This is a genomic window from Streptomyces sp. NPDC031479, assembly GCF_055581065.1.
Window position 1 is genome coordinate 56,034 of record NZ_JBVIKC010000023.1, and the last position, 20,454, is coordinate 76,487.

At 74.0% G+C, this 20,454-nt stretch carries 20 protein-coding genes; 11 read left to right on the forward strand and 9 right to left on the reverse strand.

Going from position 1 to position 20,454, the window contains the following annotated elements; translation table 11 throughout:
- Window positions 1-154: 154 nt before the first annotated feature.
- Window positions 155-1,120 carry a pirin family protein gene (locus ACZ5D2_RS24270; protein ID WP_468931911.1) on the reverse strand — a complete coding sequence of 322 codons (966 nt, stop codon included), beginning with the start codon at window positions 1,118-1,120 and terminating at the stop codon, window positions 155-157.
- 130 nt (window positions 1,121-1,250) lie between these two features.
- Here ACZ5D2_RS24270 and ACZ5D2_RS24275 point away from each other — a divergent pair, with 130 nt between their 5' ends.
- The 6 genes from ACZ5D2_RS24275 (at window position 1,251) to ACZ5D2_RS24300 (ending at window position 5,539) form a co-directional block, all read left to right on the forward strand.
- Window positions 1,251-1,631 (forward strand): tetratricopeptide repeat protein, encoded by a 381-nt coding sequence (locus ACZ5D2_RS24275; RefSeq protein ID WP_371675511.1) that lies wholly within the window; start codon window positions 1,251-1,253, stop codon window positions 1,629-1,631.
- A gap of 70 nt (window positions 1,632-1,701) precedes the next feature.
- Window positions 1,702-2,898 (forward strand): methyltransferase, encoded by a 1,197-nt coding sequence (locus ACZ5D2_RS24280; RefSeq protein ID WP_371681092.1) that lies wholly within the window; start codon window positions 1,702-1,704, stop codon window positions 2,896-2,898.
- 28 nt (window positions 2,899-2,926) lie between these two features.
- Window positions 2,927-3,682, forward strand: a complete 756-nt coding sequence (locus ACZ5D2_RS24285; RefSeq protein WP_371675512.1) for a MerR family transcriptional regulator — start codon at window positions 2,927-2,929, stop codon at window positions 3,680-3,682.
- A 152-nt stretch (window positions 3,683-3,834) separates the two neighbouring features.
- Window positions 3,835-4,464: a DUF6230 family protein gene (locus ACZ5D2_RS24290; protein WP_371675513.1), complete on the forward strand. Its 630-nt coding sequence runs from the start codon at window positions 3,835-3,837 to the stop codon at window positions 4,462-4,464.
- Complete coding sequence (locus ACZ5D2_RS24295) at window positions 4,455-4,892, forward strand: DUF6114 domain-containing protein (protein WP_371675514.1); 438 nt, start codon at window positions 4,455-4,457, stop codon at window positions 4,890-4,892. Before ACZ5D2_RS24290 ends, ACZ5D2_RS24295 begins: the two co-directional genes overlap by 10 nt.
- Window positions 4,889-5,539 (forward strand): hypothetical protein, encoded by a 651-nt coding sequence (locus tag ACZ5D2_RS24300; protein ID WP_371675515.1) that lies wholly within the window; start codon window positions 4,889-4,891, stop codon window positions 5,537-5,539. Before ACZ5D2_RS24295 ends, ACZ5D2_RS24300 begins: the two co-directional genes overlap by 4 nt.
- A gap of 84 nt (window positions 5,540-5,623) precedes the next feature.
- On the opposite strand, the gene ACZ5D2_RS24305 is transcribed toward ACZ5D2_RS24300, so the two are convergent.
- The 6 genes from ACZ5D2_RS24305 to ACZ5D2_RS24330 form a co-directional block, all read right to left on the reverse strand.
- Entirely contained in the window at window positions 5,624-6,394 is a 771-nt protein-coding gene (locus ACZ5D2_RS24305) for a metallophosphoesterase (protein WP_371675516.1), read from the reverse strand.
- 168 nt (window positions 6,395-6,562) lie between these two features.
- Window positions 6,563-7,993, reverse strand: a complete 1,431-nt coding sequence (locus ACZ5D2_RS24310) for a dihydrolipoyl dehydrogenase family protein (RefSeq protein ID WP_371675517.1) — start codon at window positions 7,991-7,993, stop codon at window positions 6,563-6,565.
- A gap of 43 nt (window positions 7,994-8,036) precedes the next feature.
- Window positions 8,037-8,438, reverse strand: a complete 402-nt coding sequence (locus ACZ5D2_RS24315) for a thioredoxin family protein (protein WP_371675518.1) — start codon at window positions 8,436-8,438, stop codon at window positions 8,037-8,039.
- 81 nt (window positions 8,439-8,519) lie between these two features.
- On the reverse strand, window positions 8,520-9,959 hold the full coding sequence (locus ACZ5D2_RS24320) for an aldehyde dehydrogenase family protein (protein WP_371675519.1): 1,440 nt from the start codon (window positions 9,957-9,959) through the stop codon (window positions 8,520-8,522).
- A 151-nt stretch (window positions 9,960-10,110) separates the two neighbouring features.
- Complete coding sequence (locus tag ACZ5D2_RS24325; RefSeq protein WP_468931919.1) at window positions 10,111-11,310, reverse strand: thiolase family protein; 1,200 nt, start codon at window positions 11,308-11,310, stop codon at window positions 10,111-10,113.
- Between the two features lie 193 nt (window positions 11,311-11,503).
- Window positions 11,504-12,580: a LacI family DNA-binding transcriptional regulator gene (locus ACZ5D2_RS24330; protein WP_371675521.1), complete on the reverse strand. Its 1,077-nt coding sequence runs from the start codon at window positions 12,578-12,580 to the stop codon at window positions 11,504-11,506.
- Window positions 12,581-13,313: 733 nt separating this feature from the next.
- Between ACZ5D2_RS24330 and ACZ5D2_RS24335 the strand changes: the two genes are divergently transcribed.
- From ACZ5D2_RS24335 to ACZ5D2_RS24350, 4 genes are all read left to right on the forward strand, one after another.
- Entirely contained in the window at window positions 13,314-14,786 is a 1,473-nt protein-coding gene (locus tag ACZ5D2_RS24335; RefSeq protein ID WP_468931923.1) for an amidase, read from the forward strand.
- Between the two features lie 73 nt (window positions 14,787-14,859).
- Complete coding sequence (locus ACZ5D2_RS24340) at window positions 14,860-15,288, forward strand: ester cyclase (protein WP_468931926.1); 429 nt, start codon at window positions 14,860-14,862, stop codon at window positions 15,286-15,288.
- 140 nt (window positions 15,289-15,428) lie between these two features.
- The gene (locus ACZ5D2_RS24345) at window positions 15,429-15,773 is read left to right on the forward strand and encodes a hypothetical protein (protein ID WP_468931929.1); all 345 of its coding nucleotides are present in this window, start codon (window positions 15,429-15,431) and stop codon (window positions 15,771-15,773) included.
- A 96-nt stretch (window positions 15,774-15,869) separates the two neighbouring features.
- Window positions 15,870-17,147, forward strand: a complete 1,278-nt coding sequence (locus ACZ5D2_RS24350) for a pyroglutamyl peptidase (protein WP_371675524.1) — start codon at window positions 15,870-15,872, stop codon at window positions 17,145-17,147.
- On the opposite strand, the gene ACZ5D2_RS24355 is transcribed toward ACZ5D2_RS24350, so the two are convergent.
- Entirely contained in the window at window positions 17,131-18,636 is a 1,506-nt protein-coding gene (locus ACZ5D2_RS24355; protein ID WP_468931932.1) for a cellulose binding domain-containing protein, read from the reverse strand. The two genes, ACZ5D2_RS24350 and ACZ5D2_RS24355, sit on opposite strands and share 17 nt — an antisense overlap.
- A gap of 324 nt (window positions 18,637-18,960) precedes the next feature.
- Between ACZ5D2_RS24355 and ACZ5D2_RS24360 the strand changes: the two genes are divergently transcribed.
- Window positions 18,961-19,425 (forward strand): type II toxin-antitoxin system PemK/MazF family toxin, encoded by a 465-nt coding sequence (locus ACZ5D2_RS24360; protein ID WP_371675526.1) that lies wholly within the window; start codon window positions 18,961-18,963, stop codon window positions 19,423-19,425.
- Between the two features lie 124 nt (window positions 19,426-19,549).
- On the opposite strand, the gene ACZ5D2_RS24365 is transcribed toward ACZ5D2_RS24360, so the two are convergent.
- Complete coding sequence (locus ACZ5D2_RS24365; protein WP_468931934.1) at window positions 19,550-20,362, reverse strand: TIGR02452 family protein; 813 nt, start codon at window positions 20,360-20,362, stop codon at window positions 19,550-19,552.
- Window positions 20,363-20,454: the final 92 nt, after the last annotated feature.

Here is a 20,454-nt window from a genome sequence, read left to right on the forward strand (position 1 = left end):
CCGACTAGACCTGACCACAGCCTGCTTCACATGGCACTCGACCTCAAGACCAGGAAGCACTCCCAGAGGCCTCGCCAACGTCCGACGAGCCTCCGGAAGCGGAGTGGCGTCATGACCACTACACCGAGCCCCGCCTTCAGGACGTACATGCAGTTCAGCGCACTCTTCCCCTAGGCTTCAAGCGAGTTGGAGGAAGCTCAGGGGCCGGAATCGGAGGGCCGTCGTAGCCCTTCACCTCGCCGTAGCGCGTCCCGTTCATCCACTCCTCGCGGAAGCCTGCGATATCCTCTTGGGACCGTCCGATCCAGTTCCAGAACATGACGATCTCCTCCTCGAACGGCTCGCCCCCCAGCAGCATCAGGCCCGCGTCCGAGAGGGCGCGCAGGGGGAGTTCGGTGCGGCCGCAGCCCAGGTAGAGCATCGAGCCCGGGAGGACGGGGACGTCGTCGACGCGGGCCTCGCCCGACATCAACAGGACCGCGTACTCGAAGTCCGGGTCCAGGGGGAGGCGGGTGTCGGTGCCGGCCGCGAGGGTGAGGTCCGCGCCGACGATGGGGGTGTACGCCGTGCCGGGCGAGGTCGCCGTGTCGAGGGTGCCCAGGATCACGGTCGCGGTGAGGCCCGGGGCCGTGACCGTCGGGAGGTCGGCGTGGTGCTGGAAGTGGGGGTCCACGTCCCGGTGGGCGTCCGGCAGGGCCACCCACAGCTGGGCGCCGTGCAGGAAGCGGGCGTGCGGGCGGGGGCTCTCCTCGGAGTGGCTGATGCCCCGGCCCGATGTCATCAGGCCCAGCTCGCGCGGGCGGATCGTGGCGAGGCTGCCGACGCTGTCGCGGTGCAGGACCTCGCCCTCGTGCAGCCAGCTGACCGTCTGGAGGCCGGTGTGCGGGTGCGGGGCGACCTGCATGCCGGGCTCGTCCGCGATGTCGTCCGGGCCGTAGTGGTCGACGAAGCACCAGGCCCCCACCATGCGGCGGCCCAGGTTCGGCAGGAGGCGGCGGACCTCGGTGGCCTCGCCGAGCTTGACCGTGCGCGGGCTGAGGAGTTCGCGGACCGGTTCGGCGACGACGAAGCCGCGGCCGCCGCAGGTGGCGAGAGCGGGCTGGCGATCGAGATTGCTCATACGCCACAACTTAACGCCGACAGGCCCGGCGGCTCCCGTTCCGCTTCCCGGAATGTCCGCGCCCGCGACGGTGTTGCAGCCACCGATGACCGGCAGCGGCCACGAAAGCGAGCGGAAGGAGCCTGCGGGCATGGACGTGAGGACGGGGAAGATGACGGCGGGCACCGGCGGGGACGCCTACCACCTGCACGGGAGTGCCGCCGAGCGCTGGGCTCGCGGGCAGCTGTTCTTCGAGGCCCGGGAGTACGCGACGGCCGCCCGCGTGCTGGTGTCGGTCGCCGAGGAGGCCCCGGAGCAGCTCGCTCCGCGGCTGCTGCTGGCCCGCGCCTACTACCACTCCGCGCAGCTCTCCCGCGCCGAGTCCGAGCTGCGCGCCATCCTGGAGCGGTGGCCGGTGGAGGAGTACGCGCGCCTGATGCTCGGCCGCACCCTGGAGCGGCGCGGCCGGGCCGACGAGGCCCGCCCGCACCTGCGGCTGGCGGCGGCGATGGCCGGCGAGTTCCCGCAGTAGTGGGCCGTCCGGCCCCGCGTGTGCGGGGCCGGGGGGCGGCCTCGGCTAGCCTGGGTTCCATATGAACCGCCTGACCACGCCTTTCGGCTCCTACGAACTCACCCGTTTCCCCGTCGACCCGCGCGACCAGCTCCGCGCCTGGGACGCCGCCGACGAGTACCTGCTGCGTCATCTCGACGCCGGTACCGGCGAGCGCGGCCCGGTGGACCTGGCCGGCGCCGGGCAGGTCACCGTGGTCGGCGACCGCTGGGGGGCGCTGACGACGGCCCTGGCCGCGTACCGTCCCACGCAGATCACCGACTCCTCGCTGACCCGCGCCGCCACCGAGGCGAACCTGGACCGGGCCGGCATCGGCACGGCGAAGTCCACGGTGACCCTGCTGACCACGCAGGACGCGCCGCCCGAGCGGATCGACGTCCTGCTGATCAGGGTGCCCAAGAGCCTGGCGCTGCTTGAGGACCAGCTCTACCGGCTGGCCCCGCACGTGCACGCGGGCACCGTGGTCATCGGCGCCGGCATGGTGAAGGAGATCCACACCTCCACGCTGCGCCTGTTCGAGAAGGTCCTCGGGCCGACGAAGACCTCCCTCGCAGAGAAGAAGGCCCGCCTGATCTTCTGCACCCCCACCGCCCCGGGCGCGGCCCGGCCGGCGGGCACGGACCCGTGGCCGGTGACGTACACGGTGGACGAGGACGGGGGCTCGGGCGCCGGGCTGACCGTGGTCAACCACGCCGGGATCTTCTGCGCGGACCGGCTGGACGTCGGCACGCGCTTCTTCCTCCAGAGCATCCCGACGAACACGGACGGGGCCCGGGTCGTGGACCTGGGCTGCGGCAACGGCGTCGTCGGCACGGCGGTCGCCGTCGCCGACCCGGACGCCGAGGTCGTCTTCACGGACGAGTCGTACCAGGCGGTCGCCTCGGCGCGGGCGACCTACGAGGCCAACGTCCGGCCGGGCCGGCGCACGGCGGAGTTCCGGGTCGGCGACGGGGTCGCGATGCTGGAGCCGGGTTCGGTGGACCTGGTGCTCAACAACCCGCCCTTCCACTCGCACCAGGCGACGACGGACGCGACGGCGCTGCGCATGTTCGCGCAGTCCCGCAAGGTGCTGCGCACCGGCGGCGAGCTGTGGGTGGTGGCCAACCGCCACATGGGTTACCACACGCACCTGCGGCGGCTCTTCGGCAACAGCGAAGTCGTCGCGAGCGAGCCGAAGTTCGTGGTCCTGCGGGCGGTCAAGCGGGAGGCGCGGCAGCGCCCCATGTGACCTGCCGGTACGTCCTACACTCGGCCGCGTGAGCAACGGGGCGCGGACGGACACGGGCGGTGAGCGGCGCTACCGCCGCGAGGAGGTGGCCCGGGCGGCGGGCGTCAAGGTGCGCAACCTGCGCTACTACCAGGAGCGCGGGCTGCTCCCGCCGCCGCGCCGCGAGGGCCGGATCGCCTGGTACTCCGACGACCATCTGACCCGGCTGCGCCTGGTCAGCGACCTGCTGGGGCGCGGCTACACCGTCAACGGCATCGCGGAGCTGCTCTCCGCCTGGGAGCAGGGCGGCGGCCTGTCCCAACTCCTGGGCCTGGAGCGGGAGATGACCCGGGACTGGGTGCAGGAGGACCCGGTGTCGATGACCCGGGCCGAGCTGCGCGAACTCTTCGGCCCGGCGGCTTCGGCCGGCGACACCCGGCGGGCGGCCGAGCTGGGCTACGTACGCCTGGACGGGGACCGGGTCACGTACCCGAGCCGGCGGCTGCTGGAGGCCACGGTGGCGCTGGTGCGGCAGGGGGTGCCGCTGGCGGAGATCCTGGACGCCGGGGAGTTCGTCCAGTCCCAGGCGGCCGCGCTCGCGGACCGGTTCGTGGGACTGTTCCGCCGGCATGTGATCGGCCCGGACGGGCTGGAGCATCTTTCGGCCACCCAGCTGGATCACATCCGGGAGGCGGTGGCGGCCCTGCGGCCCGTCGCGGGTGAGGTGGTGGCCGCGGAATTCGCGCGGGCGATGGCGCGGCGGGTGGAGGCGGAGGTAGCCGAACTGCTGCGTACGGAGCAGTAGGAGTCGGCCGAAAAGGTGCGCTCACGCAACCTTGCCAACCACCATTGGCACTCTTACATTCAACTCGTCGGTAACAAAGGTGCACAGCCGAGATAAGGGACGATCTCATGGCAAGCTCACCGAACTTATCCGAACCGCCCGGCGGGGAAGGCATGGCCTCCCCGGACGCCGCGGACGCCGCCGACAGAGGTGAGGGCCGGGTCCGCTGGCGCCGCTTCGCCCTGTTGACCCTGCCCGCCGTGGCGGTGACCGCGGGCCTGGGCATCGCCCTCGCGCAGGGGGCGCTCGCCGCCTCCTTCGCCGTGTCGGGGCAGCAGTTCAAGGTGTCGGCGACGAGCCTGGAGGGCGAGGGCTTCGCCCAGTACGGCAGCGTCGACGTCAACGCCCGCGAGGAGCTCATCCCGGTGGCGGTCACCGCCATCAAGGAGGCAAAGCTGCACAGCCTCTGCCAGTCGGTGGTCACCACCCTCCCGGTCATCGGCGACATCTCGCTCAACCTGACCGCGGGCAAGAAGGACCCCGTCGAGGCCAGCAACCTGTTCGTGGACGCGACCCAGCTCGCCGGCGACGCGGTCTTCAAGAACATCGAGATCGGCCGCGACGCCTCCACCCTCGACAAGGGGCCGGCCGAGGCGGTCGGCATGCAGGACCTCTTCGCCCAGCAGGCCGACACGGTCACCATCTCCAACCTGCAGCAGACGGCGTGGGCGACCAACGCCGGCACCTTCAAGCTCTCCGGGCTGAGCATGAACATCAGCAAGGGCAAGAAGGAATGCTTCTGAGCCGCTGGCGGCGGTGGCGGCGCGGCCGGCCCTTCTGGGGCGGGCTCTTCGCGGTCCTGGCCGGGGCCTGGATCTGCGTACTGCCGCTGGCACCGCTGAAGATCATGCTCCAGCAGGGAGTGGCGGGGATCCCGTCCGTCCTGATGGGGATCATCATGATCGTCCTCGGTCTCACCGCCTGGTTCTCCCCCCGGCAGCGCTCCCTCGCCGGGGTTCTCACCACGCTCATCGCCACCGCCGCGCTGGTCCTGTCGAACCTCGGCGGGTTCCTGATCGGCACCCTGCTCGGCATCCTCGGCGGCGGGCTGATGTTCGCCTGGCAGCCGAACGCCGCCCCGCGCACCGGGGGCTCCGCCGCCCCCGCCCGGCCCTCCCCCGCCGGGGACTCCCCCACTCCGCACCCCGATCCCCAAGGAGCACAGCCATGAGCCGTACGCGTACCGCGCTCGCCCTCGGCATGGCGGCCGCAGCCGCCCTGACGGTGGCCTCCGCCACCGCCACCGCCGCGCCGTTACCGCTGGCCGGGTCGACGACCGTCACCCCGGCCGGGCACGCCTTCCAGGCCACCCTCAGCGGGAAGGCCACCCTCAAGGCCGGTTCGGTCACGGTGACCTGCACGGTCTCCGTCTCCACCGGCGCGGTGCCGGCCGCCCCCGGCAACCACAACGCGGCCGGGCCCGTCTCCTCGCCCATCTCGCCGCCGACCTACAGCTCGTGTACGTCGAGCCTGCCGGGCGTGACCCCGACCGTGACCACCAGCGGCGCCTGGTCGGTGTCCATGCAGAACGGCTCCCCGATCACGGCCACCATGACGGTGCCGACCGGCGGTCTCGTCGTGCACACGACCGGACTCGCCACCTGCACCGTCACCGCCGCCCCCGGCGGCCCGGCGGCCGTCCCGGGCACCTGGGCCAACGGCGCCCCGTCGAGCCTGACCTTCACCAACGCCTCGGTCCCGGTCACGGTGACCGGCGGCTTCGGCTGCCCGACGAGTGCGACCTCGTCCACCTTCAACGCCGTCTACAAGGTCACCGACACCACCGACCCGGCGCAGCAGATCACCGTCGCCCCCTGACCGGGGCCGCCCCGCGCACCGCCGTCCCGCCGTTGCCGGAACCCCCGGCGACGGTGGGACGTGCCGTTGCGGCTACAGCCGCGGCTACGGCGCCGGCCTGTCGACGACCACCCGGTAGTGCGTCGTCAGCCGCCCGTCGTCGCCGATCACGTGGAAGGCGACCGCCGGCGGCTCGTCGAGGTGGACGTGGTGGTCGGGATCCGTCTGCACCTCCCAGGGCAGGCGCAGGGTGGACACCACCCCGGGCGCCACCAGCAGCGGGCGGCCCGCGAAGGTGGTCACGGCCGCCGTGTGGGCGTGCCCGCACAGGAAGGCGAGCAGGTGGGGGTGGCGCTCCGCGAGGGCCGCGAGCCGCTCCTCACCGAACTGCCTGATGTCGTCCACGTACGGGGTGTGCAGCGGGACCGGCGGATGGTGGAAGGCGACCAGCACCGGGACCTCGTGCGGGGTCCCGGCGAGGATGCCGTCGAGCCAGGCGAGCGTGGAGTCCTCCAGGTACCCGTGGTCCTTGCCGGGGACCGAGGAGTCGCACACGGCCAGGACGAAGCCCTCGCCGCGCAGCACCTGGTTCACGGGCTCCGCGGACGGTTCCTCCTGACCCAGCAGGACCCGGCGGAACGCGCCGCGCTCGTCGTGGTTGCCGGGGCAGACGACGGCCGGATGGCGGGAGGCGAGCGCCCTGCGGGCCTCCTCGTACTCGGCGTCCGTCCCGTGGTCGGCTATGTCGCCGCTCATCAGGACCGCGTCCAGGTCGTACGGGAGGGCGTCCAGGTACTCCAGTACGGCGCGGGTGCGCTCCGCTGCGCGGGTCCCGCCGTCGAGATGGACATCACTGAGCTGCGCGATCACGATCACGAACGGTGGCTCCTTCGTCGCCGGTGCGTGGCCGTCACCGGCGTCGCGCGTGACGGTGGGTCACGGCCCCGCCGGGGACGGCTCGTTCGGCCCATTCAACAGGGTGTGCGGGGAGCCCCCGCCCCCGCCCACCGGGTGCGGCCGCGCCCCACCGCCCGGGGCCCGCCGCTACCCCCGGTACGTCTCCAGCAGCCGCAGCCACACCTCGCTGATCGTCGGGAAGGACGGAACCGCGTGCCACAGCCGCCCGATCGGCACCTCGCCCACCACCGCGACGGTCGCCGCGTGTACCAGTTCGGCCGCGCCGGGCCCCACGAAGGTGGCGCCCAGGAGAACCTCCCGGTCGAGGTCGACGACCATCCGGGCCCGCCCCCGGTACCCGTCGGCGTACAGGCCCGCGCCGGACACCCTGCCGAGGTCGTAGTCGACGGCGCGCACCCGGTGACCCGCCCGCTCCGCCTCGGCGAGGGTGAGGCCGACCGCGGCGGCCTCCGGGTCGGTGAACACCGCCTGGGGCAGGGCCTCGGTATCGGCGGTGGCGGCGTGCGCGCCCCAGCGGGCGGTGTCCGGGGCCGGCGATCCGGCCGCGCGGGCGGCGATGGCCGCGCCCGCGATCCGGGCCTGGTACTTGCCCTGGTGGGTGAGGAGCGCCCGGTGGTTGACGTCCCCGACGGCGTACAGCCAGTCGTGCCCGGGGACCCGGCAGCCGTCGTCGACACCGATCCAGCCGCCCGGGGTCAGCCCGACCGTGTCCAGCCCGATGTCCTCGGTCCGCGGCGCCCGCCCGGTGGCCATCAGCAGCTCGTCGCCCTCCAGGGTCTCGCCGCCCTCCAGCACCACGGTCACCGGCCCGGTCGGACCGTCCCGTACGACCGCCTCGACCGCCACCCCGGTGCGCACCACCGCGCCGGCCTCGGTCAGCGCCTCGACGACCAGCTCGCCCGCGAAGGGTTCCATCCTCGGCAGCAGCCCCGGCCCCCGGACGAGGACGGTCACCCGGGATCCGAGGGCCTGCCAGGCCGTGGCCATCTCGGCGGCCACCACGGAACCGCCCACGATCAGCAGCCGGCCGGGCACCTCCCGGGCGGAGGTCGCCTCACGGCTGGTCCACGGCCGGGCCCCGGCGATGCCGGGGAGGTCCGGGACCACGGCCCGGGTGCCGGTGGCGACGACCACGGCGTGCCGGGCGGCGAGCACGTGGTGCTCCCCCTCGGGACTGGTCACGGCGACCTTGCGGACCCCGTACAGGCGGCCGTGGCCCCGGTAGAGGTGGGCTCCGATGGAGTCCAGCCAGTCGAGCTGGCCGTCGTCCTTCCAGTCACCCGTCCAGTAGTCGCGGTGCGCGAACACCGCCTCCGCGTCGAGCGGCCCCCGGACCGCCCCGGCCAGGCCGGGCACCCGGCGCGCCTCCGACCGGGCGAGCGCCGGGCGCAGCAGGGCCTTGCTGGGGACGCAGGCCCAGTACGAGCACTCCCCGCCGACGAGTTCGCTCTCCACCAGCGCCGTGCTCAGCCCGGCGGCGCGGGTCCGGTCGACGATGTTCTCGCCGGCCGGGCCCCCACCGAGCACCACGACGTCGTACTCCACCGCTTCAGTCATGCGGTCCAGTGTCACCGCAGCGCGGGGGGCACGTCCCGCAAGGTCAGGCCTCCGGCGTGCCGGGGGCCCCGTCCGCGCCCCCGCCGGGGGCGGACTCGGCGATCTTCGCCCGGACCTCGTCCATGTCCAGGGCGCGGGCCTGCCCGATGAGGTCGGTCAGCGCCGCCTCGGGCAGCGCTCCGGGCTGCGCGAAGATGGCGACCTGGTCCCGGACGATCATCAGCGTCGGGATCGAGCTGATCTGGAAGGCCGCCGCCAGCTCCTGCTGCGCCTCGGTGTCCACCTTGGCGAAGACCAGGTCGGGGTTGGCCTCGGCGGCCTTTTCGTAGACCGGGGCGAACTGCAGGCAGGGGCGGCACCAGCCCGCCCAGAAGTCGATCAGCACGAACGGGTTCTCGCTGACCGTCCGGTCGAAGTTCTCCTTGGTGAGTTCGACTGTAGCCACGGTTTCCGGACCTCCTGATCGCAGTGTGTCCTGCTGGAACGATCGGCCGGCGCCCTGAATTCCGCCGGCGCGGCGGGGTCGCTAGAACGGGTGGGCCGGCGGGGTGGTGCGGGCCGTGGTCCAGCGCAGCTCGGTGAAGGCGTCGAGGTTGGCCTCGCCGCCGAAGCGGGCGCCCGTACCGGAGGCGCCGACCCCGCCGAAGGGGGCCACCGCCTCGTCGTTCACGGTCTGGTCGTTGACGTGGGCGATACCGGTCGGGATGCGTCCGGCCAGCTCCAGGCCGTGTCCCGCGTCGCGGGTGACGATGCCCAGGGAGAGTCCGTAGGGGCCCGCCGAGGCCAGCTCCACCGCTTCGTCCTCCGTTGCGAAGGACCGTACGGGTGCCACCGGACCGAAGACCTCCTCCGCGTAGGCGGGGGTGTCGTCGGCCACCCCCGCGAGCACGGTCGGCCGGTAGAACAGGTCCCGGTGGGTGCCGCCCGCGACCAGCTTGGCGCCCTGCTCCACGCTGGCCTCGACCAGGCCGTGGACCCGCTCCAGCTGGGTCCGGTCGAGCAGCGGGCCGAGGTGCACGGGCTCGCGGTACGGGTCGCCGACGGCCAGGGCCTCGGCGCGGGCGGCGAGCCGTTCCACGTACTCGTCGTAGAGCGAGGCGTGGACGAGGTGGCGTCCCGCGGTCATGCAGATCTGGCCCTGGTGGAAGAAGGAGCCCCAGGAGGCCTGAGCGACGGCGGCCTCGACGTCCGCGTCGGCGAGCACGACGAGCGCCGAGTTCCCGCCCAACTCCAGGTGGGCACGGGTGAGATGACGGCCCGCCAGTTCGCCGACGGAGCGCCCGGCGGCGGTGGAGCCGGTGAAGGACACGACCCGCACGCGCGGGTCGGCCACCACCGCGGAACCCGTCCGCGCCCCGCCGGGCAGGACGTGCAGCAGCCCGGCCGGCAGTCCGGCGGCCGCGAACACGGCGGCGAGGGCGAGGCCGCCGCAGACGGCGGTGCGGCGGTCCGGCTTGAGCAGGACCGCGTTGCCGAGCGCGAGCGCGGGCGCCACGGAGCGGATCGAGAGGATCAGCGGGGCGTTGAAGGGGGCGATCACCCCGACCACCCCCGCCGGCACCCGCCGGGTGAAGGAGAGCCGGGGCGCCTCACTGGGCAGCACCTGCCCGACCGGGCGGGAGGCCAGCGCGGCGGCCTCGTAGCACTCCTGGGCGGCGACGTGCAGCTCGAAGTCCGCCTTGCCGGGAATCGAACCCGACTCCCGGACCAGCCATTCCCGCAGTTCACCGGCGTGGGCCGTGAACAGGTCCCCGGCGCGGCGCAGCACGGCCGCGCGCTCCGGGTGGCCCGCCCGAGCCCAGTCGCGCTGGGCCGCGCGGGCCCGTACGGCGGCCTCCCCCACGTCGGCGGGCCCGGCGAGGTCGACGGTGGCGAGGGTACGGCCGGTCGCGGGTTCGACGACCGGGGCCGTGCCCCCGGTGAGGGTGGGTCCGTCCTGCCAGAGAGTCGGGTCGAGCAGTGGCATGACGCGGGGCCTCCGGATGGGGGTGGGCGGGGCGGGGGGCGGCAGCACGCGCCATCGTGCCAGACCGGGGGCACCACTTCTGTTCAGTTATTGGGCAGTTGACGGGATCCGGTGACCGGAAACGATCGACTCCCCCGGGGCGTGGGCGGGTTCAGCGCTCCAGGACCAGCGCGATGCCCTGCCCGACGCCGATGCACAGCGCCGCCATACCGGTACCCGAACCGGCCGCCGCCAGCTGGTGGGCGACCGAGCCCGCCAGCCGGGCGCCCGAGGCGCCGAGCGGGTGGCCGATGGCGAGGGCCCCGCCGCGCGGGTTCACCGTGGCCGGATCCAGCTCGGGCCAGGCCCCGAGACAGCCCAACGCCTGGGCCGCGAAGGCCTCGTTGAGCTCCAGGACGGACAGGTCGGCCAGTCGGCGGTCCGCCTTGGCGAGCGCCCGCGCGACGGCGTCGACCGGTCCGAGGCCGAAGAGCTGCGGCTCGATGCCGGTGACGGCGGAGGCGCTGATCCGGGCCAGCGGCTCGCGTCCGGTGGCGGCCAGCCCCGCCTCGTCGGTGAGCAGCAGGGCGGCGGCCCCGTCGTTGAGCGGGGAGGCGTTGCCGGCGGTGACGGTGCCGGAGCCGTCGCCGCGGAAGGCGGGCTTGAGGCGTGCCAGGGACTCGGGGGTGGACCCCTCGCGGACGGACTCGTCGCGCACGAGGTCCACGCCCGGGTAGCCGACGACCTCGCCGTCGTAGAGCCCGGCGGCCCAGGCGTCCGCGGCCTTGCGGTGGCTCTCCAGGGCGAACAGGTCCTGTGCCTCGCGCGAGATGCCGTGCTTCTCCGCGATCAGCTCGGCACCCTCGCCGAGGGAACCGGTCCACTCGGGGGGCATGGCCGGGTTGGTCATCCGCCAGCCGAGGGTGGTCGACCACATCTGCTGGTGCCCGGCGGGGAAGGCGCGTTCGGGCTTCTGCACCACCCAGGGGGCGCGGGTCATCGACTCGACGCCGCCCGCGATGGCGACGGAGGCGTCACCGACCGCGATGGCGCGGGCGGCCTGGATGACGGCTTCGAGCCCCGATCCGCAGAGCCGGTTGACGGTCACGCCGGGCACCGTCACCGGCAGTCCGGCAAGCAGTACGGCCATGCGGGCCACGTCGCGGTTGTCCTCGCCGGCGCCGTTGGCGTCGCCGAAGACGACGTCGTCGATGCGGGACGGATCGAGGTCGGGCGTACGGTCCACCAGGGCGCGCACCACGTGCGCGGCCAGGTCGTCCGGCCGGATCCCGGCGAGGGCCCCGCCGAACTTGCCGATCGGGGTGCGGACGGCGTCGACGACGTACACGTCGCGGACGGTGCGGATGCTCATGGGGTCGCTCCTGGGCGGATCCGTACGGGCGGGCGGCGCGTTCGGTGCCGGTGTGGGCACCGGGACGCACCCCCGGGGCACGCCCGGTGGGGCGCGCCCGCAGTCTCCGCTCCCGCGTCGCCGCCTGTCAACGGCCCCCGGCCACCCCTCGGCCGCCGGGCCGGGGGGGGGGCGGCCGGGGGCGGGCCCGCCGTCAGGTGGATTCGCGGTGTACGGCCGTCGCGGACATCAGGTCGTGCCGCCCGGTGATCTCGGACGGCTCCCGCACCGCGCGGTCCACGAGCGAGGCCAGGTGGTCCCCGGTCGGCAGCTCGATCTGGACGGTGCTGAGCCGGGGGCGCAGCAGCCGCCCGATGAGCAGGTCGTCGGCGCCCATGACGGCGACGTCCCCGGGGACGTCCAGCCCCTCGTCCTGAAGGGCCCGCATCAGCAGCATCGCGTACTCGTCGTTGTACGCGAACACGGAGTCCAGGCCGAGCGAGCGCCAGCGGCCCGCCAGCTCCGCCGCGGACCGCTCCGTGTAGGCCATCGGCAGGACCTCGGTCCGCGCGCCCTCCACCGACCGGGCTCCGGCGAGCCGGGGTGCCGAGAACAGCTCCAGACCTTCCTCCTCCGGGACGATCACGCCGATCCGGCTCCGGCCGCGTTCCACGAGGTGGGCGGCGGCCCGTGCCCCGACCTCCGCCTGGTCCATCACGAGGGCGTGGGCCCCCGGTACGCCGACCGGGCCCAGCGTTATCACCGCGCGCGCCCCGGCCCGCTTGAGGGTGGCGACGTTGCGCGCGGACAGGCTGATCTCCCCCAGCGAGATCACCGCGACGGGCCGCAGTTCGGCCCACGCCCGCGTCGCCTCGTCACCGCTCAGGCCGAGGCTGCCGTACTGGACCACCGTGTAGTCGAGACGGCGCAGGGCCCACTGGAGCTCGTTGAGGAAGGCGCTGTACATCGGGCCGACCGGGACGTGCGAGGCGGGCAGCAGGACGATGCGGGTGTGCCCGGCGCGCAGGCTGCGGGCGGCGGCGTGCGGGACGTAGCCCAGTTCCTCGGCGGCCTCGCGGACCTTGCGGCGCGTGGGCTCGCTGATGCGTACGGCTTCCGCGTTGTTCAGCACGTACGAGACCGTCGCGCGCGACACGCCGGCCAGGCGGGCGACATCGGCGCTGGTCGGGACGGGTGCGGGCGCCGGCTCGGGGGGCGGGGTGGCCGGGGCCCGGCGGCTGCGCGGCTTCGGCGAGCTCGGGGGGATCGGCGCGTTCGATGAGTGAGACATTGCCGAGGCATCCTTCCAGACCGATCACGTCCGGGGTCTGGCGGATGGCCGGAAACGGGTGCCAGACAGTGGTTACACGTTAATTGACACGTGTAACGCGCCCGCCGTCACCCCAGCACCCGGGCGTCACCCTCCCCGCTCCGCAGCCCCGTCGCGCCCCATCGCACCCCCGCCCTCGCGACGGGCGGCGCGCACCCCCTCACCCGCTCACCCGCTCGCATTCCCTGCCCAGGAAGGCACCCTCGCCGCACATCGGCGTCGGCGGCATCCTGCTCGCCCTCCAGGTCGAGCATGTCGACCCGGTGCACAAGGTCTCCGACTTCGGCCTGATCGCGGGGGTCTCGGCGATCTTCGCGACGGTCTTCAACCCGGTCGCCGGCGCCCTGTCCGACCGCAGCGGACGGCGCAACGCCTGCATCCTCGGCGGCGGGCGCGCTGGCGGTACGGCCGATCCGCGGCGTCCGCTGACGGCTCCCCCGCCCACCCCTCCCCCCTCGTCTCCTCCCCGCCCACCTCCCTCCCTCCCTACCTTCGGGAAAGGCTCCACCGCGCAGCTGCGCACCCAGACCTGGGGCGAGGGCGACCGCCTCGCCCTCTGGGACGAGGCCACCGCGCTCGGCCTCACCGCACTGGCCGGCCGGGACGGAACACCCGATGACGCCGCCGGCGGTCCCTTCCGGATCGGGGCCGCGTCCCCTTACCGTCGGTACTACCGATCGGTAAGGGGGGTCCGATGGCGGGCTCGTTGCATGCGGCCAGTACGACAAGGACGTTGAGGGGGCACACCCCACAAGGCCCCTCAGGTCTGCGGGAGATGGCCGAGGCGCTGGCCGAAGGAAGGGTCACGGCACGCCGGCTGACCGAGCGTTCTCTGGAGAGGATCACCGCGTCCCAAGGCTCGCTCAACGCCTTCCGGATCGTCCGGACCGAGGCGGCCCTCGCGGAGGCGGACGCGGCGGACGCGCGGCTGGCCCGCGGTGAGCGGCTGCCGCTGCTGGGCGTGCCGGTCGCGGTCAAGGACGACATGGACGTGGCCGGGGAACCCACCGCCTTCGGCTGCCCGGGGGACTTCCCGCCCAGGACCGCCGACAGCGAGGCGGTACGCCGCCTGCGCGCGGCCGGCGCCGTGATCGTGGGCAAGACCCAGACCCCGGAGCTGGGGCAGTGGCCGTTCACCGAGGGTCCGGCCTTCGGTGCGACCCGCAACCCGTGGAACCCGGCCCACACCCCCGGCGGTTCCTCGGGCGGCTCGGCCGCCGCCGTGGCCGCGGGGCTGGTGCCGGCCGCGCTCGGCTCCGACGGCGCGGGCTCGGTGCGGATCCCCGCGGCCTGGACCCACCTGGTGGGGGTCAAGCCACAGCGCGGGCGCATCTCCACCTGGCCCGAGCCCGAGTCCTTCCACGGCCTCACGGTCAACGGCGTGCTGGCCCGTACGGTGGCCGACGCCGCGCTGCTGCTGGACGCGGCCAGCGGACCCGCCCCGGGGGACCTCCACCGCCCGGCACCGTTCTCGGCGGTGGAGGCGGCCGGCCGGCCGCCGGGCCGGCTGCGGATCGCCCTGTCCTACGGGACGGCCTTCACCGCCTCGGCCACGCCCCTCGACCCCGTGGTCCGTGCGGCGGTGGAGCGGCTGGCCGGGCGGCTGGAGGCGCTGGGCCACGAGGTGATCCCCGAGGATCCGCGCTACGGCCCGGTCGGGCCCGCCTTCGTGCCGCGCGCGACGGCGGGCGTACGGGAGCTGGCGGCGCGGGTCCCGGACCCCGGGCTGCTGGATCCGCGCACCCACGGGGCGGCTCGTACGGGCCGCCTGCTGGGCGGGCTGGCGCTGCGGCTCTCACGGCGGGCCGAGGGACTGCTGCGCCGCCGGACCGGGGAGATCTTCGACCGCTTCGACGTGGTGCTGACCCCGACGACGGCCACCCCGCCCCTGCGGATCGGTGCTCTGGCCGGGCTGGGGGCGCTGGCCACGGACCGGTCGATGATCGCCGCGTGCCCGTACGCCTGGACGTGGAACGTGCTGGGCTGGCCGGGTGTCGGCGTCCCGGCGGGGTTCACCCCCGACGGACTTCCGCTGGGCGCACAGCTGTTGGGCCCGGCGGAGTCGGAGCCGAGGCTGCTGGCGCTGGCGGCGCAGCTGGAGGCGGCCGAGGACTGGGCACGGCACTGGCCTCCAGGGAACGTTTGCCCGGAGTTGGGGCGTCCTTGAGCCGCCCCGGACAACCGCCCGCTTACGCTCGCGGCGACTTGAATTCGATCTTGTACTACGGGGGAGCGCCGCCATGGACACCGAGACCAACAAGCAGACCGTGAAGGGTTTCTTCGAAGCCGTGAACGAGCGGCGGGCGGACGACCTCCCGCTCTTCATGGCGCCGGACGTCATCGACCACAACCAGATCATCCACGGCGAGCCCGACGAGCCGGGCGCGGCCTTCGACGGACTGCGTCAGCAGCTGGACGCCTTCGACCCGTTGACCGTCCGGGTCGAGGAACTGCTCGCCGAGGACGACCGCGTGGTCGCCCGGGTGGCCCAGCTCGGACGGCACACCGGGCGGCATCCGCGGATGCCCGAGCCCACGGGCCGCGAGTTCGAGGTCGAGGCCATCTGGCTGTTCACCCTGGCGGAGGGGAAGATCTCGCAGATCCGCGGGGTCAGCGACCGGCTGGGGCTCTTCATCCAACTGGGCTGGGACTGGCCCGAGGTCGGCTGATCCGGGCGGGCCACCGGGGCCACGGAGAAGAGCGCGACCGCATTATTCGGCCACCTGTCTCATTCGCATATGATTCGGCACGCCCGGCTCGCGGCGCGATCCGGACTTCTCCAACTCCTTGCAGAACAGGTGGCTTTGCCATGTCCAGAAACCTCAAGTTCGCCTCGGTCGCCCTGGCCGGCGTCCTGGCCGCGACCGGCCTGACGGCCGCGACCGCCTCGCCTGCCGCTGCCGCGCAGACCTGCCCCTGGCCGTACGTCTGCTTCCTCGACGGCAACGAGAACATCCTGACGATGTACAAGGACACCGGCTGGCAGCCCACCAGCGCCAAGACCCGCACCGCCCGCTGGGTGACCGACGCGCGCAACCAGGACTGCGCGTACCTGAAGTACGCCAGCGGCTACGTCGACCAGATCCGCCCCGGCCAGAGCTTCGGCCTCGGCTCCGGCGTCGTCGAGATCAACATCACCAACGGCTGCCCCTGATCCCGCGGGCCCCGCATTCCCCGGCCACCGCGACCGTGGCCGGGGAAGGCCGGATCCCCCTCCCCTCCCGCGCGCCCCTGAGTAACGTCACGTCACATGATGTTCTTACGCCGCGCGGCCCTCGCCGCCGCCTTCCTCGGCGTCACCGCCGTCCTCCCGCCCGCCGCCGCGCACGCGGCCCCCTCCCCCGCCTGCCAGGACTCCCCGGCACCGGCCGCCGCCCCCGCACCGGACCCGGAGCAGGCCCGCCTCGCGGACCCGCGGACCGCCGCGTTCCCGGAGCGGGCCGGACTCGACTCCTTCGTACGGCGCTTCCCCGCCGCCCTGTGCACCACCCGCGACGCCGCCGGGGCGCAGCGCCTCCTCGACACGTGGGGCGAGGCGCTGTGGCAGGCCGCCGTGGACCGCGCCCAGGGACACCGGACCGGCGGTGACCTGCCCGCCGGCGACGACCGGCCGCTCTACTGGGCCAGGCTCGCGATGACCGTCCGGCTCGCGCGGTGGCAGCCGGAGTTCCCCGTCGACCGCGCGGCCCTGAAGTCCCGGTTCGAGGACGCCTCGCGCGGGCTCACCTCCAACGGGTTCCGTCCGGCCCCGGGCGTACGGCGGATCTTCGTCAGCGGCTTCGACCCCTTCGGGCTGGACGCCGAACTGCGCCGGGCCAATCCCTCCGGCTCGGCGGCGCTCCGGCTCAACGGCCGCCGGATCACCCTCGCGGACGGGACGACCGCCGAGGTCCGGGCCGTCGTCCTGCCCGTCCGCTACGCCGACTTCGACGCGGGCATCGTGGAGCGCGCCTACGGACCCCGGCTGGCGGCCGGCCCGCGCTCCGCCGACATGATCACCAGCATCAGCCAGGGTTACCCCGGGATCTTCACCCTGGAGGCCTGGGCGGGCCGGGCCCGTTCGGCGGACCCGTACCCGGACAACGCGGGCGCCCTCTCCGGCGGTACGTACGAGCACCCCGTCACGGCGCCCGGCCTCGGCCCGGGGGCGGAGTTCCTGCCCACCAGTCTGCCCACCGGGGCCATGACCGGTGTCCAGGCGCCCCATCCGGTCCGCCTGAACACCGCCGTCACGGAGATACCCGCCGGGCAGCAGGGACCGGTGGACCGGGCGGACGGACCGACCCCCGGATCGCGCGCCGTGGCGGGCGGAGGCGGCGGCTACCTCTCCAACGAGGTGGCCTACCGCTCCAACCGGCTCCGCCTGGAGCTGCGCCCGGACCTGCCCGGCGGCCACCTGCACACCCCGGTGCTCACGGGACTTCCCGCCGACCCCGGCCGGTTGACGGGGGCCGAGTTCGAGCGCAACGAGGACGCGATCACGCAGGAGGTGCTGGAGGTACTGCGCGCCTCTAACGCAGGGCGCTGAACGCCTTGGTGAAGGCGAGGGGCTGCTGGAGGACCGAACTGCACGTGGCGTCGGCGTGGTTCACCGCTCCGGCCGCGCACTGCTTGTCGCGGGCCGCCGACCACATGGCCAGGCGCCCGATCCCCTTGGACGCCGCGAACTCGACGAGCCGCGTCGCGTCGGAGACCGAGAAGACCTCCGTCGCGACGTCGTTGACGCCGATCATCGGGGTGACGGCGACGGCCTTCCAGGCCGCCTGGTCGGAGAGCCCGAGCACGCCCTTGAGCTGGGCCTGGGTCGCGGTCGCGGCCTGGATCGCGTACTGGCCCATGTCCCCGCCGTACGCCGGTCCGTAGTCCATCGCCATGATGTTGACCGCGTCGATCCGCACGCCGTTCTTCCTGGCGTCCGCCAGCAGCGCCACGCCCGGCTGGGTCAGCCCCTCGGGCATCACGGGCAGGGTGAACGCCACGTCCAGGCCGGGGTGGGACTTCTGCAGCCGGGCTATGGCCTGGGCGCGGCGCGCGTTGGCGGCGGTGTCCGGCAGGGCGGCGCCCTCGATGTCGAAGTCGACCTTGGTGAGCCGGTACTGGTCGATGACCTTCCCGTACGCGGCCGCGAGGTCGTCGGCGCTCGCGCAGTTCAGGGCCAGTTCGCGTCCGGCGGCGCCGCCGAAGGACACGCGGACGTCGCCGCCCTTGGCACGCAGCGCGCCGATCTGCGCGGCCACCTTGTCGCTCGCCAGGTCGGTGACACCGCCCCACAGCGGGGAGCATCCGCCCCCCGAGGTGACGAAGGCGAGGTGGAACTCCTTCACGCCGGTCCGGGCCACGGTGTCGAGCAGGTCGTAGGCCGGGTAGAGGGAGGTGTCGACGTACGGGGCGAAGCGCGCGCCGGCGCCCGGGGCGGGCGCGGGGACGGTCGGGGCCGCGGTGGCGGTCGGGGTCGCGGTCGCGGTCGCGGTCGCCGTGGGGGCCGTGGTGGGGGTCCGGGTCGGAGCCGTCGGCACCGGGGTCGGGCCGCCGGTGGGGCCGCCCGTGGGCCGGCCGCTGGGCTGCGGGGTCGCGCCCTGGTCGACGGAGCACTTCACCCCGTTGATCAGGCACCCCGTCGGAGCGCCGGGGGCACCGGACCCGCTCGCGACGAAACCGACGGTGACGGAGGCCCCGGGGGCCAGGGTCCGGTTCCAGCTCGCGGGCTTCACGGTGACGCGCTGACCGGCGACCGTGTGGGTTCCGTTCCACAGGGAGTCGATCTTCGTGCCGGCGGGCAGGTCGAACTGCAGGGTCCAGTCCTCCCGGGCCCCGGCCGTGTTGTTGGTGACGACGTACTGCCCGGTGTAACCGCCGCTCCAGGAACTGGAGGTGGTGTACACCGCGCCGACCGAGGTGGCCTGCGCGGTCCCGGTGAACGCGAAGGCGGCGCCACCGATCACCGCCGCCGCCACGATCGCGCCCGTGATCTTCGCCTTGCCGCTGGTCGTACGGCGGTGACCGACTGTGCTGCCCATGGCGTGCCTGCCTCTGTGTTACCGGGGAGTTGGGGTGCGGCAGCACGCTAGCTTCACGGAATCGGACATTCCCCCCTTCCCGTCCACCGGCCGCGAACCTTAGGTTCCGCTTAAGGTGGCGGTAAGAGGGGGATGAGGAAACGGACTTCCGTGCGTACGTCACCGCGCGTCTGAAGCGAAACGTCCGCGCGGGTGCCGGTTCGGGCGGGGCCGGGGCCCGGCCCTCCACGGCCGGTGAGCAGGGGCTTCACCCTCGGCGGGGACACGTCCCGGCGCGGGACGGGCTGCGCGACAGGGGCCGCGAAACCCAGTAGCCTGCGCCGGATGACGGCTCTTTCGCATCACGGCAACAGTCACGTCGAACAGCCCGGCCGGGACGGCGACACCGCCACCGCCGAGGCCGATCCGCGCGCCATCGGCCCCGTGCGCACCGAGTACGCGCCCGATCCGGACGGGGATCCCGACCCCGGGGAGATCGTGTGGACCTGGGTCCCCTTCGAGGAGAACGACGGCCGCGGCAAGGACCGTCCGGTGCTCGTGGTCGCGCGGGAGGCGGGCGGGCACACGCTGCTCGCCGTCCAGCTCTCCAGCAAGCGGCACGACGCCGACCGCGAGTGGGTGGCGATCGGCTCGGGACCCTGGGACGGCGCGGGACGGGAGTCCTGGGTGGACCTGGACCGGGTGCTGCGGGTCCACGAGTCGGGCATGCGCCGCGAGGCGTGCGCGCTCGACCGCGGCCGCTTCCGGCTGGTGACCGACCGTCTGCGGGAGCGCTACGGCTGGCAGTAGTCCGGCACCCCGCGCACCCCGCGATCGGGGCCGTCCCCACCGCCCCCGGGCCCGGAAGCACGGGCCCGCCGCGCTCCGCGACGGGGAGGCCGGGCCGGGCCGCCCGCGGGCCCGGCCGGCGCCCTCAGCCCGGGAAGGCCCGTTCGAAGGCCTCGCGGGGTTCGGGGGAGCGGTCCAGGATCCCGAACACGACCTCCTCGAACACCCCTGCGAAACGGCCGGTCAGCAGCCCCCGGAAGGCCTCCGCCACCTGCGCCGGGTCGTTGCGGAACACCCCGCACCCCCACGCCCCCAGTACGAGCCGCCCGTAGCCGTGCAGGGTCGCGACCTCCAGCACCCGCTCGGCCCGCCGGGCCAGGGCGCCGGGGATCTCGTGGGCCCGCTCCGGCTCCTGGCGGCGGATCGTGCCGGCGTTCGGGGCCGGGGAGGTGAGGAAGCCGGCACGGAACGGCACCTCCAGCAGCTCGCCCCGGTCGTCGCGGAAGACGGGCACCCCGGGCGAGTGAATCACCCGGTCGGTGTAGAAGGTGCTCTTCCCCTCGCGGTGCACCTCGTAGTACTCCGGGGCTTCCAGGAGGGTCTCGTAGAGGGCCGACGCGCGGCACAGGGCCTCCTCCTGCGCCTTGGCCCCGCGCACGTATCCGCCCCCGGGATTGCGGGCCGAGGCGAAGTTCAGGACCGCGACCGGACCGCGCCCCGCGAGGCGACGGGCTGCGACCGTGCTGCTCTCCCCCGTCACCTCGAAGACCGTTGCGGCGGCACCACCGATGGACTCGCCGCCTGGAATGACCTGGTTTGGCCCATATATTCTGGTTCCGGCCTTGGCTTCCGCCAGGTCGGCGGCGAGGGAGATCCGCCGCCCCGACCGCGTCCGGTATCCCCCGGCCGCCAGGATCAGCGCGTTCTCCCGCGCGATTTCACGCAATCTGCTGCTCACGTCGCCATCCTCGGTGCGGACCACCGGGACGGCAAAGGCATTTGTGCCCCGGGCACGGGTAGGCACCGGTGACATCACTGCCGACGACAGGA